Source organism: Bacillus sp. z26 (genome assembly GCF_058313635.1).
Genome location: NZ_JBZFQM010000003.1, coordinates 55,836 through 73,547, shown reverse-complemented (window position 1 = coordinate 73,547; position 17,712 = coordinate 55,836). Strand labels below are relative to the sequence as shown.

Sequence of the window (17,712 nt, the reverse complement as noted above, 5' to 3'; positions counted from 1 at the left end):
TTTTATGTCTATTCCACATTTTCAACACGATGTGCCAAGCGACTTGAGGCTGCAGCTGCAATGGCTCCAACGATATCATCAAGAAAAGTATGGCATTTTCCAGTTGATTTATCATTTAATTCTTTCAGTATCCCTGGTTTAAGCTTATCGACATATCCATAGTTGGTAAAGCCGATGGATCCATATACATTAACAATGTTTAATGCAAGATTCTCATCTACGCCATACAAACCTTCATCGCTTTTAATAATGGACTGTATAGGTTCCTCCAATAACCCCTTTTCAGCTAACATATCTAACTGAATGCCTGTTAAAATAGCATTTTGAACCTCACGTTTAGCAAGAACGCGTTCCACATTGTAAATACAATCTTCCAATTGCAAGTTTTCATGATACATATGTTGAAGATACATGACTAATTCACCGATTTCCTTGATTGATACACCACGGTCATTTAGCCATTTTCGTGCAGTCTGTTCGGTTTTATCCATGGGTTTGCCTTTCATAAAATATACACCGACTTCCATTTATAGTACATACAAATAGTGATAAAGAGAAAATGAAACAGCCCCATCATCTTTGCTGGAACGGGATAATCTTTTTTTGTCCTTGATAAATGAGAGAGAAAATCTTCTTTCTATATCTTAGTAAGTTTGGTGAAAAGAGGTGATTAGTTTTTTACTGAATAAGAATGACGAGAAATAAGCTGGAGAGGCAGTTAAGACAGGGAGTACTTAAGGAATAAACTTGAAGCAGAGAAGAATATCCTTTGTAATTGGCAAGAGAATCACTCTTATGCTGAGAGGCTGTTCTAATTATTTTTAAAAAAATAGTTAGAATATTATGTATAATAAAACAATAGAGTAAAATTTATTATATTTTTAAACAATTTAAGTTGTAAGCAGGTATATTTATATTTATAATGTCGTTTATACATAGACAAATGTATTTTTAATAAGGACAAAATAGGAGGGATAGGGTGAAACCAATTACTATTGGATTACTGGGGCTGGGAACAGTCGGAACAGGTGTTGTACAAATTATTCAAAACCATCAGGACAAACTGATGCATCAAGTTGGTTGCCCGATTGAGATCAAAAGAATCCTTGTTAAAGATCTAAATAAAGAAAGGGAGATGGATTTAGCGTCTGAACTTTTAACGACATCCCCTATGGAAATCATTTCTGATCCCGAAATTGATATTATCATTGAGGTAATTGGAGGTGTGGAAGACACCTACTTATTGTTGATGCAAGCATTAAAAAATAAAAAACATATTGTAACAGCCAATAAAGATTTAATGGCGGTCTATGGACCGGGTTTATTGCGTACAGCATCGGAGAATGGCTGTGATTTATTTTATGAAGCAAGTGTAGCTGGAGGAATTCCGATTTTACGAAGCTTGGTAGATGGACTGGCATCTGATCACATTACTAAAATAATGGGGATTGTCAATGGTACGACGAATTATATTATGACAAAAATGACCAAAGAAAAGGTTTCTTATCAGGATGCATTAGATGAAGCACAGAAGCTTGGGTTTGCTGAAGCAGATCCAACTGCTGATGTAGGCGGTTTAGATGCAGCAAGGAAAATGGCGATTCTGGCTACCCTGGGATTTTCGATGAATATTGGTTTGAATGATGTAAAGGTTCAGGGAATTACAGCTGTTTCTGAGGAGGATTTAGCACTTTGTAAAAAACTGGGCTATACCATGAAACTACTGGGGGTTGCCAAGAGAAGCAATCAGAAAGTAGAAGTAAGCGTCCAACCTACCCTTTTACCGGAGGAACACCCTCTTGCAACTGTAAACGACGAATATAATGCAGTGTATGTGTATGGTGAGGCTGTTGGGGAAACAATGTTTTACGGACCGGGAGCCGGGAGCCTGCCAACAGCAACAGCGGTTGTATCAGACCTTGTCGCAATCATGAAAAACATGAGATTAAAGGTAAATGGCCGGAGTGCGGTTATACCCCAATTTGAAAAGAAATTAAAGACAGATGAAGAAATGATTAGTAAGTATTTTCTGCGAATACATGTAAAGGATGAGGTCGGAGTATTTGCCAAACTGACATCTATTTTTGCTAATCACGGGATAAGTTTTGAGAAAATTATGCAGCTGCCGATTAAAGTAAATGAATTATCGGAGATTATACTTGTTTCACATCAGGCTCCTTTATCTAATTTTGATCAGGTTTTGCGAGAGCTGGAATCACATGAAAAAGTATATTCGATCAAAAGCACATACCGAGTTGAAGGAGGAGTTTAAGATGAGCTGGAATGGGCTATTACAGGAATTTAAAGATTTTTTGCCAGTGAATGCCAAGACTCCAAACTTGAGTCTGTTGGAAGGGAATACACCGTTGATTCATTGTAATGCCCTCTCAAAAGAATGGGGAATAGATTTATATGCCAAATATGAGGGAGCAAATCCAACAGGTTCCTTTAAAGATCGAGGCATGGTGATGGCAGTGGCGAAAGCAATTGAAGCAGGCAGTGACACAATTATATGTGCTTCAACCGGTAATACATCAGCGGCAGCGGCAGCTTATGCTGCCAGAGCAGGTTTACGGTGTATTGTTGTCATTCCGGATGGCAAAATTGCAATGGGAAAGCTGGCACAGGCTGTTATGTATGGAGCTGAAATTTATGCCATTAAAGGAAACTTTGATCAAGCATTGGCCATGGTTCGCTCAATCAGTGCTCAATATCCGATCACTCTTGTGAACTCGGTAAATCCTTATCGAATTGAAGGACAAAAAACAGCTGCTTTTGAGATTTGCAAACAATTAGAAAAAGCACCTGATGTACTGGCTATACCGGTTGGAAATGCCGGCAATATTACAGCCTATTGGAAGGGGTTTAAAGAATATAATGAGCATTACCAAACCGGTCTCCCGGAAATGAGAGGGTTTGAAGCAGAGGGTGCTGCAGCGATTGTTCATAATCGGGTGTTTGAACAGCCGGAAACCATTGCGACTGCTATTCGAATCGGAAATCCGGCAAGTTGGGAATATGCGGTTGAGGCGGTAAAGGAATCGAATGGTAAAATGGATGAAATAACCGATGAGGAAATTGTGCAGGCCTATCAATTATTAGCCAGAAAAGAAGGGGTATTTGCTGAACCGGCCTCCTGTGCTTCTATTGCAGGTATTTATAAACAATTGCAAACTGGTGAAATCAAGAAGGGACAAACAGTTGTCGCTGTGTTAACCGGTAATGGACTTAAAGACCCTGCTACAGCTGTAGAGTGTAGCCATATAACCCCAAAAGTTATTGAAAATGATGTAGATGAATTGGCGAAATACTTTGGCGGTGTATTTCTATCATGAACCAGCCTGGCAAGTTGAACATCCAAGTACCGGCAAGCACAGCTAATTTGGGTCCGGGATTTGATTCCATTGGAATAGCATTAGGCTTGTACTTAAAAATAGAGGCTGTTCTATCTAATGAATGGAAGGTCATCGTGAAATCGGAAGAGCTAAAATCTACGCCTACAGATGAAAGAAATTATATTGTATGTATGGCTAAGAAAGCAGCAACCTATTTTGGAGCAGAAATGCCGGCTTGTAAATTGATTGTGGAAAGTGAAATCCCTTTGGCAAGAGGATTGGGCAGCAGTGCTTCTGCGATTGTTGCGGGAGTCGAGCTTGCCAATGCATGTTGCAACCTGGGATTGAGTAAACAAGAAAAACTGAGATTTGCGAGTATAGAAGAAGGGCATCCTGATAATGTGGGGGCTTCCATTTACGGAGGTTTAATCGTTGGCTTACATAATGATCATGAAACCAATCTGGTAGCCTTACCGATTGGGGATGTTCAGGCGATTGTAATCATTCCTCCTTTTGAGTTGAATACTGAAAGAGCACGCAGTGTATTGCCAGTCCAACTTTCGCATCCTCAAGCGGTTTCTTCAAGTGCAGCAGCAAATATATTAGTAGCAGCTGCTGCCACAAATAATTGGAAACTAGTTGGAGAGATGATGGAGATGGATTGCTTTCATGAAAAGTTCCGCAGTGAATTAATTCCTCACTATTCAAGGATTAAACGGATAGCAAAAGAGGCAGGGGCATTTGGAAGCTCGATTAGTGGAGCAGGACCGACTATTTTCACGTTGGCTCCTCATGAAGCCGTTCCTTCAATTTGTGAGCGTCTGCAAAAGGAGTTCCCAGAAATGACTGTACTGCATGTTCCAATGGTAGATAAGGGAGCAGTTCTCCAAATGCTGAAATAAAAACAGCGATTCCACTATAGGGGAATCGCTGTTTATGTTTTGGTGATTAGAATACTTGTTCAACTTCAACAACGCCTGGAACTTCTTCAAGAAGTGCACGTTCGATGCCAGCTTTCAGTGTGATCGTGGAGCTGGGACAGCTTCCGCAAGCCCCTAAAAGACGTAATTTTACAATTCCATCATCCACATCAACCAGCTCGCAGTCGCCGCCGTCGCGAAGAAGAAATGGACGCAATTTATCAAGTACATTCTGAACTTGCCCAAACAACTCTTGTTCTGCCATGGCTATCGACTCCTTTCCTACTCATATTATAATGATTTTACTTTAAAAAAGCTATCTCCTTTCCTTAGCTTACAGTTAAAATTTGTTTCCTTTATTTAAATTATGTAAGATGAAAATAAAAGAGATTAATTAGGGGGAGAAAAGGTGATAGTTGCTAATTTATATGTGTATGGAGCGACACAAATATGTGCAAGCTGTGTTGGGATGCCATCATCGAAGGAAACATATGAGTGGCTGCAGGCTGCTTTATCCAGGAAATTTCCGAATCAGCCATTAACCATTACGTATATCGATATCTATCATCCGCCAGAAGACCCGTCAATAAAAGAAATAGCTGTGAAAGTTGCTGAAGGAGAATACTTTTATCCATTGGTCATCCTGAACGGACAAATAGTCGGTGAAGGAAACCCGCGATTAAGAACGATTTCGGAAGCTTTAAAGGAATATGGCTATAAAGATGAATAGTGAATTTTATAGAAAAAGCTTGCATCCTCTGTTGAACTGCTCCCTTAAAAGTTAGACACAAATCTAACTTTTAAGGGGGCAGTTCAGTTTGGATCTGCAAGCTTTTTTAATCTAAGCTGGAGGCATACAAAGATTAAGCTCCATTACCCATTATGGTATTTGTACATCCATAGAACACCTGACTTTAATAGCCGAGCCATTCTGCCGGTAATGGTACGTTCAGCCATTAAGCCGAAACCATGTTTTCTACCCAGAGATCCGAGAATCCCTTTCAGTTTAATCGGCGGGAAAGATTCAGGGAGCGGTTCTCCGGCCCATTTTTTAAGTAGAACCTGGTAGATTTGTTCTCCTTGTCCTTCTGCCAGCTGTGCACTTGGGGCATGGCCAAGGCTTGCGCAATCTCCAACGACAAATGCATCAGGATATCCCGGAATGGTGTGCTGAGCTGTCAGCTTTATTTTGTTACCGCTGTCTTTTTCAACAGGTAAATCTCTGACTGGCCGGACTGGTTGAATTCCGGCTGTCCAAACAATGGCATCACATGGAATGGAAACGTCACCATTATATAGTAAGTTTTGTTCCACCTTTGTAATATTACTGTTCGGCACCAGTTCTACATGATGTTCAATAAACCAGCTTTCCACATAATTACTTAGTTTTGGAGGAAATGTCGATAGGATATGTTCATTGCGGTCAAAAAGCTTAATATTCAAATCCGGGCGCCCTTCAATTAATTCACTTGCTAATTCAATTCCGCTTAATCCTGCGCCAATAATGGCCACTACTTTACCTGGCCCAAGATTATTGAGAGCTTGATAGGTGCTGCGGGATTTATCAATCGACTGTATGCTATACGTATATTCTGCAGCTCCAGGGATATTGTGGTAATTATCTTCGCAGCCGAGGCCGATAATCAGTTCATCGTATGAAAGTGGTTCTTGATCTTTCATCAGAACTTGCTTATTTGGTAAATCTATAGAGTCTACTTCTCCGTACTTATATTGAATTCTTTCATGTTGAGGAAATGAAACACGTATAGTGTGGTCAGAAATGGAACCAGCTGCTAATGCATAAAATTCGGTTTTTAAACAATGATAAGGGATTCTATCGACTAGAGTAACATGAACATCTGCAGGGAAATGATGATCGGTGAGCTTGTTCAATATTCTCATACCACCATACCCACCACCGAGGATGACTAAGTTTTTCATAGAAATGACGACTCCTTTGTTGGATATACATTTTTTCTGATTTTAAATTTTGCTAGAATACTATTTTGGTTTAAAGTATTGGATATATACCATTATTGAGAATAGTTGTTAATATTGTAAAATTCCATACAAAGTATATCGGAAATGAGCAAAAATAACAACTGAATAGTGTATAATTTGTGAAAAGTCTATTTATTTTGTCGATTTATTTTTAAAAAAGGACATTTCCATATTTTTGAGGGAAAAAGGGTAATATAACTTTTGTTTTGTCTAAATTAATTGACTATTATTTCGTTTTAGAGTAGGATTTTGGTGTACTGAGGGGTGACAATTTTATGAAACCAATTATTGAATTCTGCGTCAGTAATCTTGTTAGCGGATCACAGCCTGCTATGGAGATTTTAGATAAAGATCCCAATTTAGATGTAATTGAATATGGATGTCTCAGCTATTGTGGAATCTGCTCAGCCAGTATGTATGCCCTGGTAAATGGAGAAGTTGTGACAGGGAACAGCCCGGAAGAACTGGTCGATCATATTTATGAATATCTGGAAGAGAATCCTATGTTTTAATATAAAAAAGGGAAGAAGCAGGCGTATTATTACGCTTATTTCTTCCCTTTTATCGCGAAAAGGATCAATCCTCATCATTGGCATCTTCAGTATAGGGCTCTTCTTCATAAGGTTTTAAATCTCCAAAGGAAGTCATGATTCCTTCTTCATCCAATAGATCTTTTAATTGCTCAAGCTCCGTTGTGGGATAAATTTGTACATTTTTTCCCTCTATATCGTTCCCGGCGAAGTTTTCTATATCCTCCACATACCCAATATGTTCATCGGAATTCAAATAGACCTGGTCGTAATGCTCTTTTGGATCATAATAATCAGATGGACTATCTGAACTTCCCCATTCTGCAACTGCCTGCCATGAATCTTCTTCATCAAAGCCATTCACTTCAGTTTCATGCTTTTTTTCATATAACGGATGAAGGACTTGTTCCTCTATTGGGCGTTCGTGGGAGACCGTTTGTTCAGTACTGTGCTCGATGCAATAGGTGGAAGAAGGAATGGCTTCAAGCCGTTCAAATGGGATGTCTCTCCCGCATGTTTCACATTTTCCGTATGTCCCTTTTTCTATTGCTTCCAAAGCTCGGTTAACCTGAGCAAGTTCATTCTCAAAATGTTCGTTTAAGGCTAAGTCTTTACCACGTTCATATAATTCAGTGGCGGTATCTGCCGGATGATTATCGTATGTAGAAAGCTCTCCCACATAATTATAAAAATTCTCATCTTCTCCGACGCCAAAATGATTATTCAAGGATATATGATGTTCAAGTTCTTTTTTTTGCTCTACTAGTTTTGATTTAAATTTGGATTGTTGTTCAGAAGAAAGCATTATAGAAACTCCTTTCAGTTTCGTCCTTCTATTTTCCTTCATTCTGTAACGGTTTATGTAAAAAATATAATTCATTCTTTTGGATAAAATAATAAAATCATCTTAGTGAAGACATTTATTTAGATCATGAAATGGAAGCAGTATACCTAATATAGGTGACTTCCAAGGTTGAGGGGACTCGGGTTAATGTATATACTAATGAGTAGAGGATTGATTTTCCTTCTACCATTTTTTTAAGGGGGAATGTAGGCGTGAATAATGAAGTTATTATTGTTACGGAAGCGGCAGCTATTCAAATAAATACGATGATAAAAGAAAGCGGCGAGGATCAGCCATACTTGCGTGTATCCGTTCATGGCGGAGGCTGCAGCGGTTTATCCTATGGTATGAATTTTGAACAGAAAAAGTCGGAAAATGACCTTGAAACGATTCAGCATGATATTCATTTTCTGGTGAATAAAGAGGATGCAGCTATCTTGAATGGAACGCGCATAGATTATAAACAATCCATGTTGGGTGGAGGCTTTACGATTGATAATCCCAATGCGATTGCTACATGTGGCTGCGGGTCCTCATTCCGTACAGCTAAAGCTACGGGAACTCCCGAACAATGTTAGACTAAAGGTTTATAGGGTAAATCCTAAGAACTGTCTGGCGTAAATATAATAAAAAAGGAATTCAGAATTGAGAACATAAAGTTCTTACTGGTCTGAATTCCTTTTTTGTGGAGTAGAGTGAATTAATCTTTAAACATACTGGTACTGTGAAGAGGTTGGATTCTTGCTTTAGGATCCATATATGCTTTTGCATTGTTAATGGCAGTTGGAGCTTCGCCAAATCCGCTTGCAATCAGCTTCACTTTTCCATCATACGTACATATATCACCGGCTGCATAAATACCCGGTATATTTGTTTCCATTTTACTATTCACAACGATTGAATTCTTTTCAATAGCTAGTCCCCACTCTTTAATTGGACCAAGTGAAGAAACAAAACCAAATGTAACTAATACGTCATCTACATCAATCATTTCTTTATGCTCACCGTTTGCATCATCCAAAACAATTTGTGTGATTTTTTCTTCATCGCCAACTAATTCAGAAGGTATATACGGAGTTTTAATGATTACTTTAGAATTTTTAAGGTTTTCTACACTATGTTCATGGGCGCGGAATTTATCACGGCGATGAACGATTGTCACTTCCTCTGCAATTGGCTCAAGCATCAATGCCCAATCCACTGCAGAATCACCGCCGCCGCACACAACGACTTTTTTACCTGCAAATTTATTCAAATCATTAACAAAATAATGAAGATTTTTTCCTTCGTATTTAGAAGCATTATCGAGTTCTAGGCGTCTTGGCTGGAATGCACCATTGCCCGCTGTAATAATAATTGTTCTGGAATAATGAACTTCTTTATCTGTTGTTAATTTGAAAATGCCGTCTGCCTGTTTATCAACAGTAAGAACAGCTTGTTCCAGACAAATAGTTGGATCAAACTTAGCCGTTTGTTCCTTAAGGTTATTAACTAAATCTTGAGCGAGTATTTTTGGAAAACCAGCAACATCATATACATATTTTTCAGGATAGAGTGCGGATAATTGCCCGCCTAGTTGGGGCAGACTTTCAATGATTTTCACAGAGGCTTGCCTCATACCGCCATAAAAAGCCGTGAACAATCCTACGGGTCCTCCACCGATGACCGTTACATCATATACATTTTGATCTTCATTCACATGATAACCCCCTATATTGGAAAAAATCCTTAATAACATAAATAGTACCATATATTTTGGTATAACGTTCCTCTAAAGGCTAAGAGTGTATATAAAGAAGATAATTTTAATTATTCTAAAAAGTAAAAGCAAATATTGTTGCTTATTAATTTTCTTTTAAAATCCAGTACTTGAAAAATTAACCAAAAGGGAATATAGTAATCTATAGCTAATTGTTAATATTTTGTGACATTTTTATCTATATATACGTGAATGATATCACAATTTATTTTCATTTTATATTTTATAAAAAGGTGGACGTGATACAAGTGAAAAAACCTCAAATCGTTATTCTTGGAGCAGGTTATGGCGGGCTATTAACTGCTAAACGCTTGCAAAAAAAGCTAAATGTGAATGAAGCAGAGATTACATTAATTAATAAGCATCATTATCATTATGAAACTACATGGTTGCATGAAGCATCCGCAGGCACATTACACCATGATAAAGTACGTTACGGCATTAGCAGTGTCATAGATCGGAATAAGGTAACATTGATTGAAGATACCGTTATAGAAATTAAAAAAGATGAAAAAATAGTAATTTGCGAGAATGGTAATGTTTCCTATGATTATTTAGTCGTTTCTTTAGGTGCTGAATCTGAAACATTTGGCATTGAAGGATTAAAAGAATATGCATTCAGTATTTCCAGTGTGAATAAAGCACGTCATATTCGAGAACATATTGATTATCAATTTTCTCAATATCAAACAGATAAAAAGGAAGAAAGATTAACGATAGTAGTAGGCGGTGCCGGATTTACAGGTATTGAATTTATTGGAGAGCTTGCTAACCGTATACCGGCTCTTTGCGAAGAATATGATGTAGATCCTATAAAAGCGCGCATTATTTGTGTCGAAGCTGCACCATCCGCACTGCCAGGATTTGATCCGGAACTGGTACAATATGCTGTAGCCCGTTTGGAGAAAAAAGGTGTTGAATTCATGATTGGTACACCAGTTAAAGGTTGTACAGAAGAGGGAATCCTAGTGGGTATTGGTGAGAATGAAATAGAATTAATTAAAGCCGGTACAGTTATCTGGGCAGCGGGAGTCAGAGGAAGCAGTATCATAGAGAAGTCAGGAATTGAAGCGATGCGTGGACGTGTGAAAGTGGAGCCCACTTTACAAGCACCGGGCCTTGAAGATACTTTTGTCATTGGAGATTGTTCATTGATCATTAATGAGGAGATTAATCGTCCGTATCCGCCAACTGCTCAAATTTCCATGCAGCAAGCTGAAGTATGTGCAGAGAATATTATTGCATTGCTTCGAGGTGAAAAGCTAAGAGATTTTGTATACGAACAAAAGGGAACTGTATGCTCACTTGGCGATGATGACGCAATTGGCGTGGTTTTTGGTAAAAAATTAAAAGGTGCAAGGGCATCAGCCATGAAAAAAATCATTGATAATCGTGCTTTATATATCATGGGTGGATTACCCCTTCTCATGAAAAAAGGTAAATTTAAATTAATCTAAATTAGGGTTCGTTATAGATTGAAAGCTGTCCGTTCATTCAGGGCAGCTTTTTGTAAGTTATCTTGTAATTTAAAGAAAGGGTGTTGAAATAAAATGTTGGAAAGAAGCAAATATGTATGGCTGGGTGTAGCGGGACTAGTCGTAACAAAAGACGGCAGGTGGCTCGTTGTGAAGAAGTCATATGGCGGTTTAAAGGGGAAATGGTCTTTGCCGGCAGGTTTCGTAAATCCAGGGGGAACTGCAGACGAGGCTGTGGTCAGAGAAATTAAAGAAGAGACAGGGATTGATACAAAGGTTATTGGGTTATTTGGTCTCAGAACAGGTGTAATACGCAATGAGATTAGCGATAATATGCTGTTGTTTTTACTGGAACCGATTGCTGGAGAGATTATGATTCAAGAAGATGAACTAATGGATGTTGCCTTTATGGATGAACTGAAGATCAAGCGGGATCCGGACAGTTCTCTGCTACTAAAGGAATTAAATGAAAAGCATGCGTCTCTTCATAAAAAACCACTTGAAGGAATCAATCCAGGGGATATATTTCAATATACAGCTTATAAGTTGTTTATATAAATAAATAATCCTTGCGTATTAGCGAGTATATAAAAGGATTGATATTATGATTACGCTTACATACCATCTATACATTTTTTAAAGCCCTTTTCATTTCCTGTGTTTTCTGTTATATTATCTGAAAATTCAATAAATGGGAGGATGATTAGGTTATGAATCAGAAATCATATCAGTGCACGTATTGCTCCGGAAAAGGTTATTTTCAATTATTGCTTGGTGGATCTGAAACCTGTTCATGCTGCGGTGGAAGTGGAAAAACAAAGAATAAAAAATAATAACATCGGAATATTATTTTCCAAGAACAACCCAATTGACGAAAATTCTTCCATCCTATACACTTACTTTTGTACGACTAAGGGGGAGTATAGAGAATGGGCATGTCGATTCCGGTTGTTATTGTGTCATTTGTTTTATTCTTTATCTTATTTTTTGGGCTGGGGTTTATTTTAAATATGTTGTTTAGAAAGACATGGATTATGACGGTAATCTATCCTTTGGTATCTTTATATTTTATTAATAATCTAAAGTTAACGGAGTACTTTGTAAATCCATCTTCAAGTTTTCAATTATTAAAGGAGCATTTATTCAACCTTGCCCTCGCTGATGCGATTATTCTATTGGGAGGGTTAGCAGGCTCTATTCTATCTGGCATAGTAATTAGAATTCTTCGTTCAAATGGATACAGAATGTTTTGACCTTTACCGAGTAATTGGTAAAGGTTTTTTTATTTAAATTAATCCGTATGCGCGTATACACATTTCTGATAATAGAATAGATTTTCTGGTAATGGGAAAAATGGTTTGTGTGAAAGGAGAAATCATCACATGGACCATGCATTTAAATTAATCAGAGCAATTTCGCTAGTTCTTTTATTACTACTGGCAACTTTTGTTACTCTTTCATATTTTACAGGGATCGATGTTCATGAGTTTCCTGGTTTTCGTCATATACATTCCAAAATAGTAAAGGACAACCTGAGAAAGCCGACAGAAAACAAGTCTTTATCAAGCTACGATACCGCATTAACCACTAAACAAGCAAAATCGGCTTCCTCACTGGAAGATAATGATGATTGGAGTAAATATCCTGCTAAAGAAGTAATCGCTACCGGATATACAGCGGGGTACGAGTCCACCGGGAAAAATCCAACTCATCCTGGATATGGGATTACTTATTCTGGTGTGAAGGTGAAACGGGATTTGTATTCAACAATAGCAGCAGATACTAGCGTATTTCCTATCGGGACTATTCTCTTTATTCCTTCATATGGGTATGGAGTGGTAGCTGATACAGGTTCGGCCATAAAAGGGAACAAAATAGACCTCTTTTATGACAGCGTGGAGGATGTCTATCAGCAATGGGGGAAAAAGCAGCTAAATGTATATGTAATCAGTAAGGGAACAGGCAAGCTAACTGAAGAAGAGCTAAAGGTATTAAATGAAACAGAGAGTTTGCAAGTATTTAGAAATCAAATCATGAACAAAAATTAGAGACTTCTCACCGTTCCTTTTGGGCGGTTTTTTTTGTATTTAAATCCCCCCGGGGCATTTGTTTTTTATATGCTCCCAAATCTAATGGCGCGATTTATAAGTGGCAATAATACTGATACATGGCTTACATCAGAAAACTCCTTAAACTGTAAACGAATCCCATATGCATCCAATTCATGAAGGTTTTCGTACATTTCAGCAGCATTTTTGTTCATGCCGCTAAAATGCTGTTTTTCCAGTTCCCCTACACCAATTAAAACATGCAGTAGAGGGTTTGTTTAGGAACTGTAAGATAAATGATAATGCGTGATGGGTTCTAAATAATGATGTCAATGGTAAGATAAAGGGGGAGTGCCAAACTGATTATCAGCAAAAGGCACTGGTAAAAGAAAAACGATTAGGAGGGGTTCTATGTTTAGAGTAATCAAAGAAAATCCGAGTCAGATACAGATACCTGTTTTGGTAACAGGGGCTTTTAATCATCCGATTACGCTAGCCGCCATCTTATCGGACGCAGACAAAAAGATGAATGGTAAACTTCAGGAACTAGCTAAAATCGGCGATATTTCTGCTCGAAAGAAAAAAGTATCGACATTACATACACTTGGTTTAATTCCTCCGGAAAGATTAGTTTTCATAGGTCTCGGCAAACAAAGAGATCTAACATTCGAAGAACTAAAAGAGGCTTTTGGGAAAATGTTTCAGAAAGTTGAAGATAGTGGGTGGACACAGATTGGTGTTGATTTAACCTCATTTTTAACAGATGTCATTACGGTCGAAGATGCTGCTCATGCATTAGGGGAAGCATTTGCATTGTCTACATATGAATTTGAAGGCTATAAGCAAAAGAAAAATGAAACTGCTAAAAAAGTTGAAGAGATTGCTGTTTACACGGATGCAGATCAAGAGCTTGTTGAATCGTCCCTTTTTGTTGGATACACATATGGAAAGGGGACAAATTCAGCTCGTACATTAGTGAACCTGCCTGGCAATATGCTGACATCAACAGACATGGCCAATTATGCCGAAGGATTAGCTGTTAAGTATCAGTTTGAATGTGAAATCCTTGAAAAAGAGGATATGCTGGAACTTGGAATGGGAGCCTTGCTTGCCGTCAATCAAGGGTCGGCTGAACCTCCTAAACTGATTGTCCTGAAATATCAAGGGAAACCTGAATGGACAGATGTGATTGGATTGGTCGGTAAAGGTATTACCTTTGATACAGGCGGGTACTCCCTTAAAACTAAAACAGGAATTGTCGGAATGAAAACAGATATGGGTGGAGCAGCCGCTGTCCTTGGAGCTATGGAGATTATTGGTGAGTTAAGACCTGAACAAAATGTTGTTGCTGTAATACCATCAACGGACAATATGATTTCCGGAAATGCTTTTAAGCCGGATGATGTCATCGTCTCTATGGCTGGCAAAACAATTGAGGTCTTAAATACAGATGCTGAAGGACGCCTTGTATTAGCAGATGCAATCACATATGCGAAACAGCATGGAGCTGATTATTTAGTTGATGTGGCCACATTAACGGGCGGGGTTATAACTGCTTTAGGTGTTGATATGACAGGAGCAATGACAAATAATGAAAGCTGGTTTGAGGAAGTATTAAAAGCATCTGATGAAGCTGGAGAACCGATGTGGAGATTGCCGATTACCGAAAAGGATAAAGCGCGGGTCCGGAATAGTAAAATAGCTGATCTAAATAATTCTCCGGGAGGAGAGGGGCATGCCATTATGGGGGGAGCATTTGTTGGTGAATTTGCTGAAGACACTCCCTGGGTCCATTTAGATATTGCCGGTACATCCACAAGACGTTCTGGTTATGAGCTTGGCCCATCGGGTGCTACCGGTGTGATGTCAAGGACATTAGCCGTACTTGTTGAACGTTTCGGTTTGGATGGCGAAGAATAATCCAGCCTTCTTAAAGGAAACAAAAAGGATATTTAAGGTGATGAAAAAGAAATGCCGTCCTTATTAAGGACATCCGCCCTTACCTGCTGCTAGGTTTTTGCATACATAATAAGTGTAGGCATCAAACACACAGGAGGTATTTTACAGATGGATTATAGACAGAGAAGACCCTGGGGCAGGCCAGGTTTTGGTGGTGGATTTGGATATGGCCGTCCTTTCGGCAGGCCAGGTTTTGGTTTCGGATTTGGCCGTCCTTTCGGCTGGGGAGGATTTGGTTTAGGATTAGCCGGTGGATTAATTGGGGGAGCATTACTTAGCAATCCGTGGGGCTATGGATATGGTTCCCCGTATGGATATGGCTACCCATGGGGATATGGTGGAGGATTTTATTAATAATAATTTGTAAACAAAACCAGCAGTTTGATAACTGCTGGTTTTTAGCTCCATCGGATAACCACTCCAACTTCACAACAGGGGGGAGATGTTTGTTTGTCAGTAAAAACGAGCCGTATCCCCTCTGGATCATAATAAATGGAGGGGGCTATTTGAATACCTGTTGAAAGCAATAATTGATTCACTTGGCTAATGTTATTAAGCTCTGAAGCAGTCATTATTTGATAAGCCAGTTCCTGGGATGTGGAAATTCGGTTGGCAATATTTAATCCTTCAGCAAGATAGGATGCAGTCTTTTTGGCCGAATTTCTAAATTTGCTTGTATTTATGGCAGGAACTTTTCTGCTATATGGCGAATAATAATTCCTATTAGAAACAAACCGCACAGGCGGATTGATCCACATGGGTATTTGGTAATGAGGTCCAAGACTTTGAGTCCAACTGTAAAATTGTTGATTTCCGTACATATGGGCACCTCCTCATTGAATTAAACTTATATCTATATATAAGAGAAGATAGGATTGTATTAGTACCAAAAAAATAAGCAACGGTTAAGTTGCTTATTCTTGGATATATAGGTTCGCTTAGTATTTATCTCGATGCTCGACTAAGTCGATTACTCCAAGTGCAATGTGGGCAAGCCCAAAACCAAATAGTGTATTGGCGATCATTTTATTGCTGGTATGCGATTGTTTAAGGGCATAACCTGTAGCAGCGACAGCAGCACCTAATACTGTTGGAACCATTCCTTCTCGAATATCCATGTAATCAATCCTCCATCTTTATGATATGCTCACTGCAAAGTCTTACAGATATCCAATGGTAAGGTGGATTTACATTTAAAACTAATTTCAAGGTAAATCAGTTTTAAGAAGACTTTACTTCTTTATTTTTCCGCTCTTTATCGAATTGATAACAAATAAGCTATGGGAAGGTTGGCAATTAAATGGATTTAAGCCAAACATTGATGGGGACATTGGGAATAGAAATTATTGAGGTCAGTAAAGGGAAGGTTGTAGCAACAATGCCTGTGGACCATCGTACTCATCAGCCGATGGGACTTCTTCACGGAGGGGCTTCAGTAGCACTTGCTGAAACGGTAGCCAGCCTTGGTGGATATTCAATGGTTGATGAGGAAAAAGAAGCGGTTGTTGGATTAGAAATCAATGCGAATCACCTTAAAAGTAAGAAAGATGGATTCGTGACGGCAACTGCTACGATCATACACAAAGGTAAAAAAACCATGGTATGGGAAATTAAAATAACGGATGAAGAAAATGAACTGATTTGTATCAGCAGATGTACACTTGCTGTGATTCAACTAAAAAAATGAGGATGTTCTGCAAGGTCGGCAATGACCTTGTGAACATCCTCTTTTTTTGTCACTTATTATTTTGCTGTTTTTTTCTTGCCTCTTTTAAGTCATCACGAACACTATGTTTCCATAATTTAATGCCTGTATTATATGCAGCACGGCTGATTAAATGTCCTGCCACCGGAGATGTCATAAAAATAAAGAAGATCGCCAATATTAAACGGGAGTTGAAATGGCCTTTAGTAATCCAAAAATATAGAAATGTGCCAAGCAACACTAAGGTTACACCCAAAGTGGATGTTTTTGAAGCAGCGTGGCTACGTGTATATACATCAGGTAAACGGAGAATTCCGAGTGCTGATATAACGGCCAGAATAGATCCAAGTAAAACGATACTAACAAAAATATAGGAACTAATTTCGTTCATTTTCTATGATTTCCCCTTTCTCCAGGAATTTCGAAAAGGCAACCGTACCAGTGAACGAAAGAATACCAATCAGAAGGATCACCTCTAAAAACATGGATGTGTCGAGTAAAAGAGACAAAATGGCGATCATGCAAATTAAATTCATACCTATGGCATCCAAAGCCACCACGCGGTCAGGGATACTAGGTCCCTTGATTACTCTATAGATTAGAATGAGCATGGAAATGGCTATAAACAGGAGGGACAGTTGAAGGATAAAATTAATCATTACTCACTCACCTCCAGAATAAGCCGTTCAAATGAATTTTTTATGCTTTTTTGCATTTCAGGAATCTCCGATATATTTAAAGCATGAATGAATATTGTCTTATTATCAGAAGAAATATCCAACACTAATGTACCGGGGGTCAAAGTTATCAGACAGGAAAGAAGAGTAATCTGCCAATCCGATTTAAGCTCTGTTTCATAAGTAAAGATGCCTGGTTTCAATTCAAGCTTTGGTCTAATAATGGTTTTAAAAACGTCAAAATTTGCAATCAGTAATTCACGTATAAAGACTCCCAAAAGATGAAGAACGGCAACTACTTTATGCATATAAAAACGAGTTGAAAAAAAGCGTCTGAATAAAAAAAGGATAATCGCCCCAATTAGATAACCAATAATAAATGAAGCGGCTGTATCTGATGTTGTCAGGAACATCCAGGTCAAGGCCAAAATTACATTTAATAATATTTGATAAGACATA

Annotated in this window: 24 protein-coding genes; 14 read left to right on the top strand and 10 right to left on the bottom strand. The window is 38.5% G+C overall.

Annotated features, from left to right (window positions below; translation table 11 throughout):
* Nucleotides 1-8: 8 nt before the first annotated feature.
* Nucleotides 9-506 carry a phosphatidylglycerophosphatase A family protein gene (locus AC4G3K_RS10760; protein WP_491133291.1) on the bottom strand — a complete coding sequence of 166 codons (498 nt, stop codon included), beginning with the start codon at nucleotides 504-506 and terminating at the stop codon, nucleotides 9-11.
* A 473-nt stretch (nucleotides 507-979) separates the two neighbouring features.
* On the opposite strand from AC4G3K_RS10760, the gene AC4G3K_RS10755 reads away from it, so the two are divergent.
* The 3 genes from AC4G3K_RS10755 to thrB are packed head-to-tail and all read left to right on the top strand — an operon-like array spanning nucleotide 980 to nucleotide 4,237.
* The gene (locus AC4G3K_RS10755) at nucleotides 980-2,272 is read left to right on the top strand and encodes a homoserine dehydrogenase (RefSeq protein WP_491077643.1); all 1,293 of its coding nucleotides are present in this window, start codon (nucleotides 980-982) and stop codon (nucleotides 2,270-2,272) included.
* Between the two features lies 1 nt (nucleotide 2,273).
* Nucleotides 2,274-3,335, top strand: coding sequence for a threonine synthase (gene thrC / locus AC4G3K_RS10750; protein ID WP_491133290.1), 1,062 nt, complete (start codon nucleotides 2,274-2,276; stop codon nucleotides 3,333-3,335).
* Nucleotides 3,332-4,237, top strand: coding sequence for a homoserine kinase (gene thrB, locus AC4G3K_RS10745; protein ID WP_491133289.1), 906 nt, complete (start codon nucleotides 3,332-3,334; stop codon nucleotides 4,235-4,237). The genes thrC and thrB overlap by 4 nt, the downstream gene beginning before the upstream one ends.
* Nucleotides 4,238-4,283: 46 nt before the next feature.
* Here the strand turns inward: thrB and AC4G3K_RS10740 are convergent, their stop codons facing one another.
* On the bottom strand, nucleotides 4,284-4,520 hold the full coding sequence (locus AC4G3K_RS10740; RefSeq protein WP_491077646.1) for a NifU family protein: 237 nt from the start codon (nucleotides 4,518-4,520) through the stop codon (nucleotides 4,284-4,286).
* A gap of 144 nt (nucleotides 4,521-4,664) precedes the next feature.
* On the opposite strand from AC4G3K_RS10740, the gene AC4G3K_RS10735 reads away from it, so the two are divergent.
* A complete protein-coding gene (locus AC4G3K_RS10735) occupies nucleotides 4,665-4,985 on the top strand; it encodes a YuzD family protein (protein ID WP_491133288.1) in 321 nt (106 codons plus the stop codon).
* Nucleotides 4,986-5,128: 143 nt separating this feature from the next.
* On the opposite strand, the gene AC4G3K_RS10730 is transcribed toward AC4G3K_RS10735, so the two are convergent.
* Nucleotides 5,129-6,196 (bottom strand): NAD(P)/FAD-dependent oxidoreductase, encoded by a 1,068-nt coding sequence (locus tag AC4G3K_RS10730; RefSeq protein ID WP_491133287.1) that lies wholly within the window; start codon nucleotides 6,194-6,196, stop codon nucleotides 5,129-5,131.
* A 335-nt stretch (nucleotides 6,197-6,531) separates the two neighbouring features.
* Between AC4G3K_RS10730 and AC4G3K_RS10725 the strand changes: the two genes are divergently transcribed.
* The gene (locus tag AC4G3K_RS10725; RefSeq protein ID WP_491077648.1) at nucleotides 6,532-6,768 is read left to right on the top strand and encodes a YuzB family protein; all 237 of its coding nucleotides are present in this window, start codon (nucleotides 6,532-6,534) and stop codon (nucleotides 6,766-6,768) included.
* 64 nt (nucleotides 6,769-6,832) lie between these two features.
* Here AC4G3K_RS10725 and AC4G3K_RS10720 read toward each other — a convergent pair whose 3' ends face one another.
* Nucleotides 6,833-7,591, bottom strand: coding sequence for a TraR/DksA C4-type zinc finger protein (locus AC4G3K_RS10720; protein WP_491077649.1), 759 nt, complete (start codon nucleotides 7,589-7,591; stop codon nucleotides 6,833-6,835).
* A gap of 251 nt (nucleotides 7,592-7,842) precedes the next feature.
* Between AC4G3K_RS10720 and AC4G3K_RS10715 the strand changes: the two genes are divergently transcribed.
* A complete protein-coding gene (locus tag AC4G3K_RS10715; RefSeq protein WP_491077650.1) occupies nucleotides 7,843-8,208 on the top strand; it encodes a HesB/IscA family protein in 366 nt (121 codons plus the stop codon).
* Between the two features lie 122 nt (nucleotides 8,209-8,330).
* Here the strand turns inward: AC4G3K_RS10715 and AC4G3K_RS10710 are convergent, their stop codons facing one another.
* Nucleotides 8,331-9,329, bottom strand: coding sequence for an NAD(P)/FAD-dependent oxidoreductase (locus tag AC4G3K_RS10710; protein ID WP_491077651.1), 999 nt, complete (start codon nucleotides 9,327-9,329; stop codon nucleotides 8,331-8,333).
* Nucleotides 9,330-9,628: 299 nt separating this feature from the next.
* Between AC4G3K_RS10710 and AC4G3K_RS10705 the strand changes: the two genes are divergently transcribed.
* From AC4G3K_RS10705 to ymaG, 7 genes are all read left to right on the top strand, one after another.
* Nucleotides 9,629-10,846, top strand: coding sequence for an NAD(P)/FAD-dependent oxidoreductase (locus AC4G3K_RS10705; protein ID WP_491077652.1), 1,218 nt, complete (start codon nucleotides 9,629-9,631; stop codon nucleotides 10,844-10,846).
* A 96-nt stretch (nucleotides 10,847-10,942) separates the two neighbouring features.
* A complete protein-coding gene (locus AC4G3K_RS10700) occupies nucleotides 10,943-11,422 on the top strand; it encodes an NUDIX hydrolase (RefSeq protein ID WP_491133575.1) in 480 nt (159 codons plus the stop codon).
* A 152-nt stretch (nucleotides 11,423-11,574) separates the two neighbouring features.
* On the top strand, nucleotides 11,575-11,697 hold the full coding sequence (locus AC4G3K_RS10695; protein WP_491077653.1) for a YuiA family protein: 123 nt from the start codon (nucleotides 11,575-11,577) through the stop codon (nucleotides 11,695-11,697).
* Between the two features lie 96 nt (nucleotides 11,698-11,793).
* Nucleotides 11,794-12,117, top strand: a complete 324-nt coding sequence (locus tag AC4G3K_RS10690) for a YuiB family protein (RefSeq protein ID WP_491077654.1) — start codon at nucleotides 11,794-11,796, stop codon at nucleotides 12,115-12,117.
* Nucleotides 12,118-12,246: 129 nt separating this feature from the next.
* Complete coding sequence (gene spsC / locus AC4G3K_RS10685) at nucleotides 12,247-12,912, top strand: stationary phase survival protein SpsC (RefSeq protein WP_491077655.1); 666 nt, start codon at nucleotides 12,247-12,249, stop codon at nucleotides 12,910-12,912.
* 411 nt (nucleotides 12,913-13,323) lie between these two features.
* Nucleotides 13,324-14,832, top strand: a complete 1,509-nt coding sequence (locus AC4G3K_RS10680; protein WP_491133286.1) for a leucyl aminopeptidase — start codon at nucleotides 13,324-13,326, stop codon at nucleotides 14,830-14,832.
* A gap of 147 nt (nucleotides 14,833-14,979) precedes the next feature.
* A complete protein-coding gene (gene ymaG / locus AC4G3K_RS10675) occupies nucleotides 14,980-15,225 on the top strand; it encodes an inner spore coat protein YmaG (RefSeq protein ID WP_491077657.1) in 246 nt (81 codons plus the stop codon).
* Nucleotides 15,226-15,269: 44 nt separating this feature from the next.
* Here the strand turns inward: ymaG and AC4G3K_RS10670 are convergent, their stop codons facing one another.
* Both AC4G3K_RS10670 and AC4G3K_RS10665 read right to left on the bottom strand, forming a co-directional pair.
* Nucleotides 15,270-15,692 carry a YuzC family spore coat inner layer protein gene (locus tag AC4G3K_RS10670; protein ID WP_491077658.1) on the bottom strand — a complete coding sequence of 141 codons (423 nt, stop codon included), beginning with the start codon at nucleotides 15,690-15,692 and terminating at the stop codon, nucleotides 15,270-15,272.
* Between the two features lie 117 nt (nucleotides 15,693-15,809).
* Complete coding sequence (locus AC4G3K_RS10665; protein WP_491077659.1) at nucleotides 15,810-15,989, bottom strand: asparagine synthase; 180 nt, start codon at nucleotides 15,987-15,989, stop codon at nucleotides 15,810-15,812.
* A gap of 182 nt (nucleotides 15,990-16,171) precedes the next feature.
* Between AC4G3K_RS10665 and AC4G3K_RS10660 the strand changes: the two genes are divergently transcribed.
* Nucleotides 16,172-16,558: a hotdog fold thioesterase gene (locus AC4G3K_RS10660; protein WP_491077660.1), complete on the top strand. Its 387-nt coding sequence runs from the start codon at nucleotides 16,172-16,174 to the stop codon at nucleotides 16,556-16,558.
* 49 nt (nucleotides 16,559-16,607) lie between these two features.
* On the opposite strand, the gene mnhG is transcribed toward AC4G3K_RS10660, so the two are convergent.
* From mnhG to AC4G3K_RS10645, 3 genes are read right to left on the bottom strand one after another with little or no spacing between them, the layout of a single operon-like run.
* Entirely contained in the window at nucleotides 16,608-16,967 is a 360-nt protein-coding gene (gene mnhG, locus AC4G3K_RS10655; protein WP_491077661.1) for a monovalent cation/H(+) antiporter subunit G, read from the bottom strand.
* Nucleotides 16,954-17,235, bottom strand: coding sequence for a Na(+)/H(+) antiporter subunit F1 (locus tag AC4G3K_RS10650; RefSeq protein WP_491077662.1), 282 nt, complete (start codon nucleotides 17,233-17,235; stop codon nucleotides 16,954-16,956). Before AC4G3K_RS10650 ends, mnhG begins: the two co-directional genes overlap by 14 nt.
* Nucleotides 17,235-17,711, bottom strand: a complete 477-nt coding sequence (locus tag AC4G3K_RS10645) for a Na+/H+ antiporter subunit E (RefSeq protein ID WP_491077663.1) — start codon at nucleotides 17,709-17,711, stop codon at nucleotides 17,235-17,237. The genes AC4G3K_RS10650 and AC4G3K_RS10645 overlap by 1 nt, the downstream gene beginning before the upstream one ends.
* Nucleotide 17,712 lies beyond the last annotated feature (1 nt).

Bases quoted from the DNA above. Each gene is read 5' to 3' on its own strand.
- AC4G3K_RS10730 (WP_491133287.1), bottom strand. From the start codon at position 6,196: ATGAAAAACTTAGTCATCCTCGGTGGTGGGTATGGTGGTATGAGAATA.
- mnhG (WP_491077661.1), bottom strand. From the start codon at position 16,967: ATGAACGAAATTAGTTCCTATATTTTTGTTAGTATCGTTTTACTTGGA.
- AC4G3K_RS10680 (WP_491133286.1), top strand. From the start codon at position 13,324: ATGTTTAGAGTAATCAAAGAAAATCCGAGTCAGATACAGATACCTGTT.
- thrB (WP_491133289.1), top strand. From the start codon at position 3,332: ATGAACCAGCCTGGCAAGTTGAACATCCAAGTACCGGCAAGCACAGCT.
- AC4G3K_RS10720 (WP_491077649.1), bottom strand. From the start codon at position 7,591: ATGCTTTCTTCTGAACAACAATCCAAATTTAAATCAAAACTAGTAGAG.
- AC4G3K_RS10725 (WP_491077648.1), top strand. From the start codon at position 6,532: ATGAAACCAATTATTGAATTCTGCGTCAGTAATCTTGTTAGCGGATCA.
- AC4G3K_RS10740 (WP_491077646.1), bottom strand. From the start codon at position 4,520: ATGGCAGAACAAGAGTTGTTTGGGCAAGTTCAGAATGTACTTGATAAA.
- AC4G3K_RS10670 (WP_491077658.1), bottom strand. From the start codon at position 15,692: ATGTACGGAAATCAACAATTTTACAGTTGGACTCAAAGTCTTGGACCT.
- AC4G3K_RS10690 (WP_491077654.1), top strand. From the start codon at position 11,794: ATGGGCATGTCGATTCCGGTTGTTATTGTGTCATTTGTTTTATTCTTT.
- thrC (WP_491133290.1), top strand. From the start codon at position 2,274: ATGAGCTGGAATGGGCTATTACAGGAATTTAAAGATTTTTTGCCAGTG.
- ymaG (WP_491077657.1), top strand. From the start codon at position 14,980: ATGGATTATAGACAGAGAAGACCCTGGGGCAGGCCAGGTTTTGGTGGT.
- AC4G3K_RS10650 (WP_491077662.1), bottom strand. From the start codon at position 17,235: ATGATTAATTTTATCCTTCAACTGTCCCTCCTGTTTATAGCCATTTCC.
- spsC (WP_491077655.1), top strand. From the start codon at position 12,247: ATGGACCATGCATTTAAATTAATCAGAGCAATTTCGCTAGTTCTTTTA.
- AC4G3K_RS10645 (WP_491077663.1), bottom strand. From the start codon at position 17,711: ATGTCTTATCAAATATTATTAAATGTAATTTTGGCCTTGACCTGGATG.
- AC4G3K_RS10665 (WP_491077659.1), bottom strand. From the start codon at position 15,989: ATGGATATTCGAGAAGGAATGGTTCCAACAGTATTAGGTGCTGCTGTC.
- AC4G3K_RS10695 (WP_491077653.1), top strand. From the start codon at position 11,575: ATGAATCAGAAATCATATCAGTGCACGTATTGCTCCGGAAAAGGTTAT.
- AC4G3K_RS10760 (WP_491133291.1), bottom strand. From the start codon at position 506: ATGAAAGGCAAACCCATGGATAAAACCGAACAGACTGCACGAAAATGG.
- AC4G3K_RS10660 (WP_491077660.1), top strand. From the start codon at position 16,172: ATGGATTTAAGCCAAACATTGATGGGGACATTGGGAATAGAAATTATT.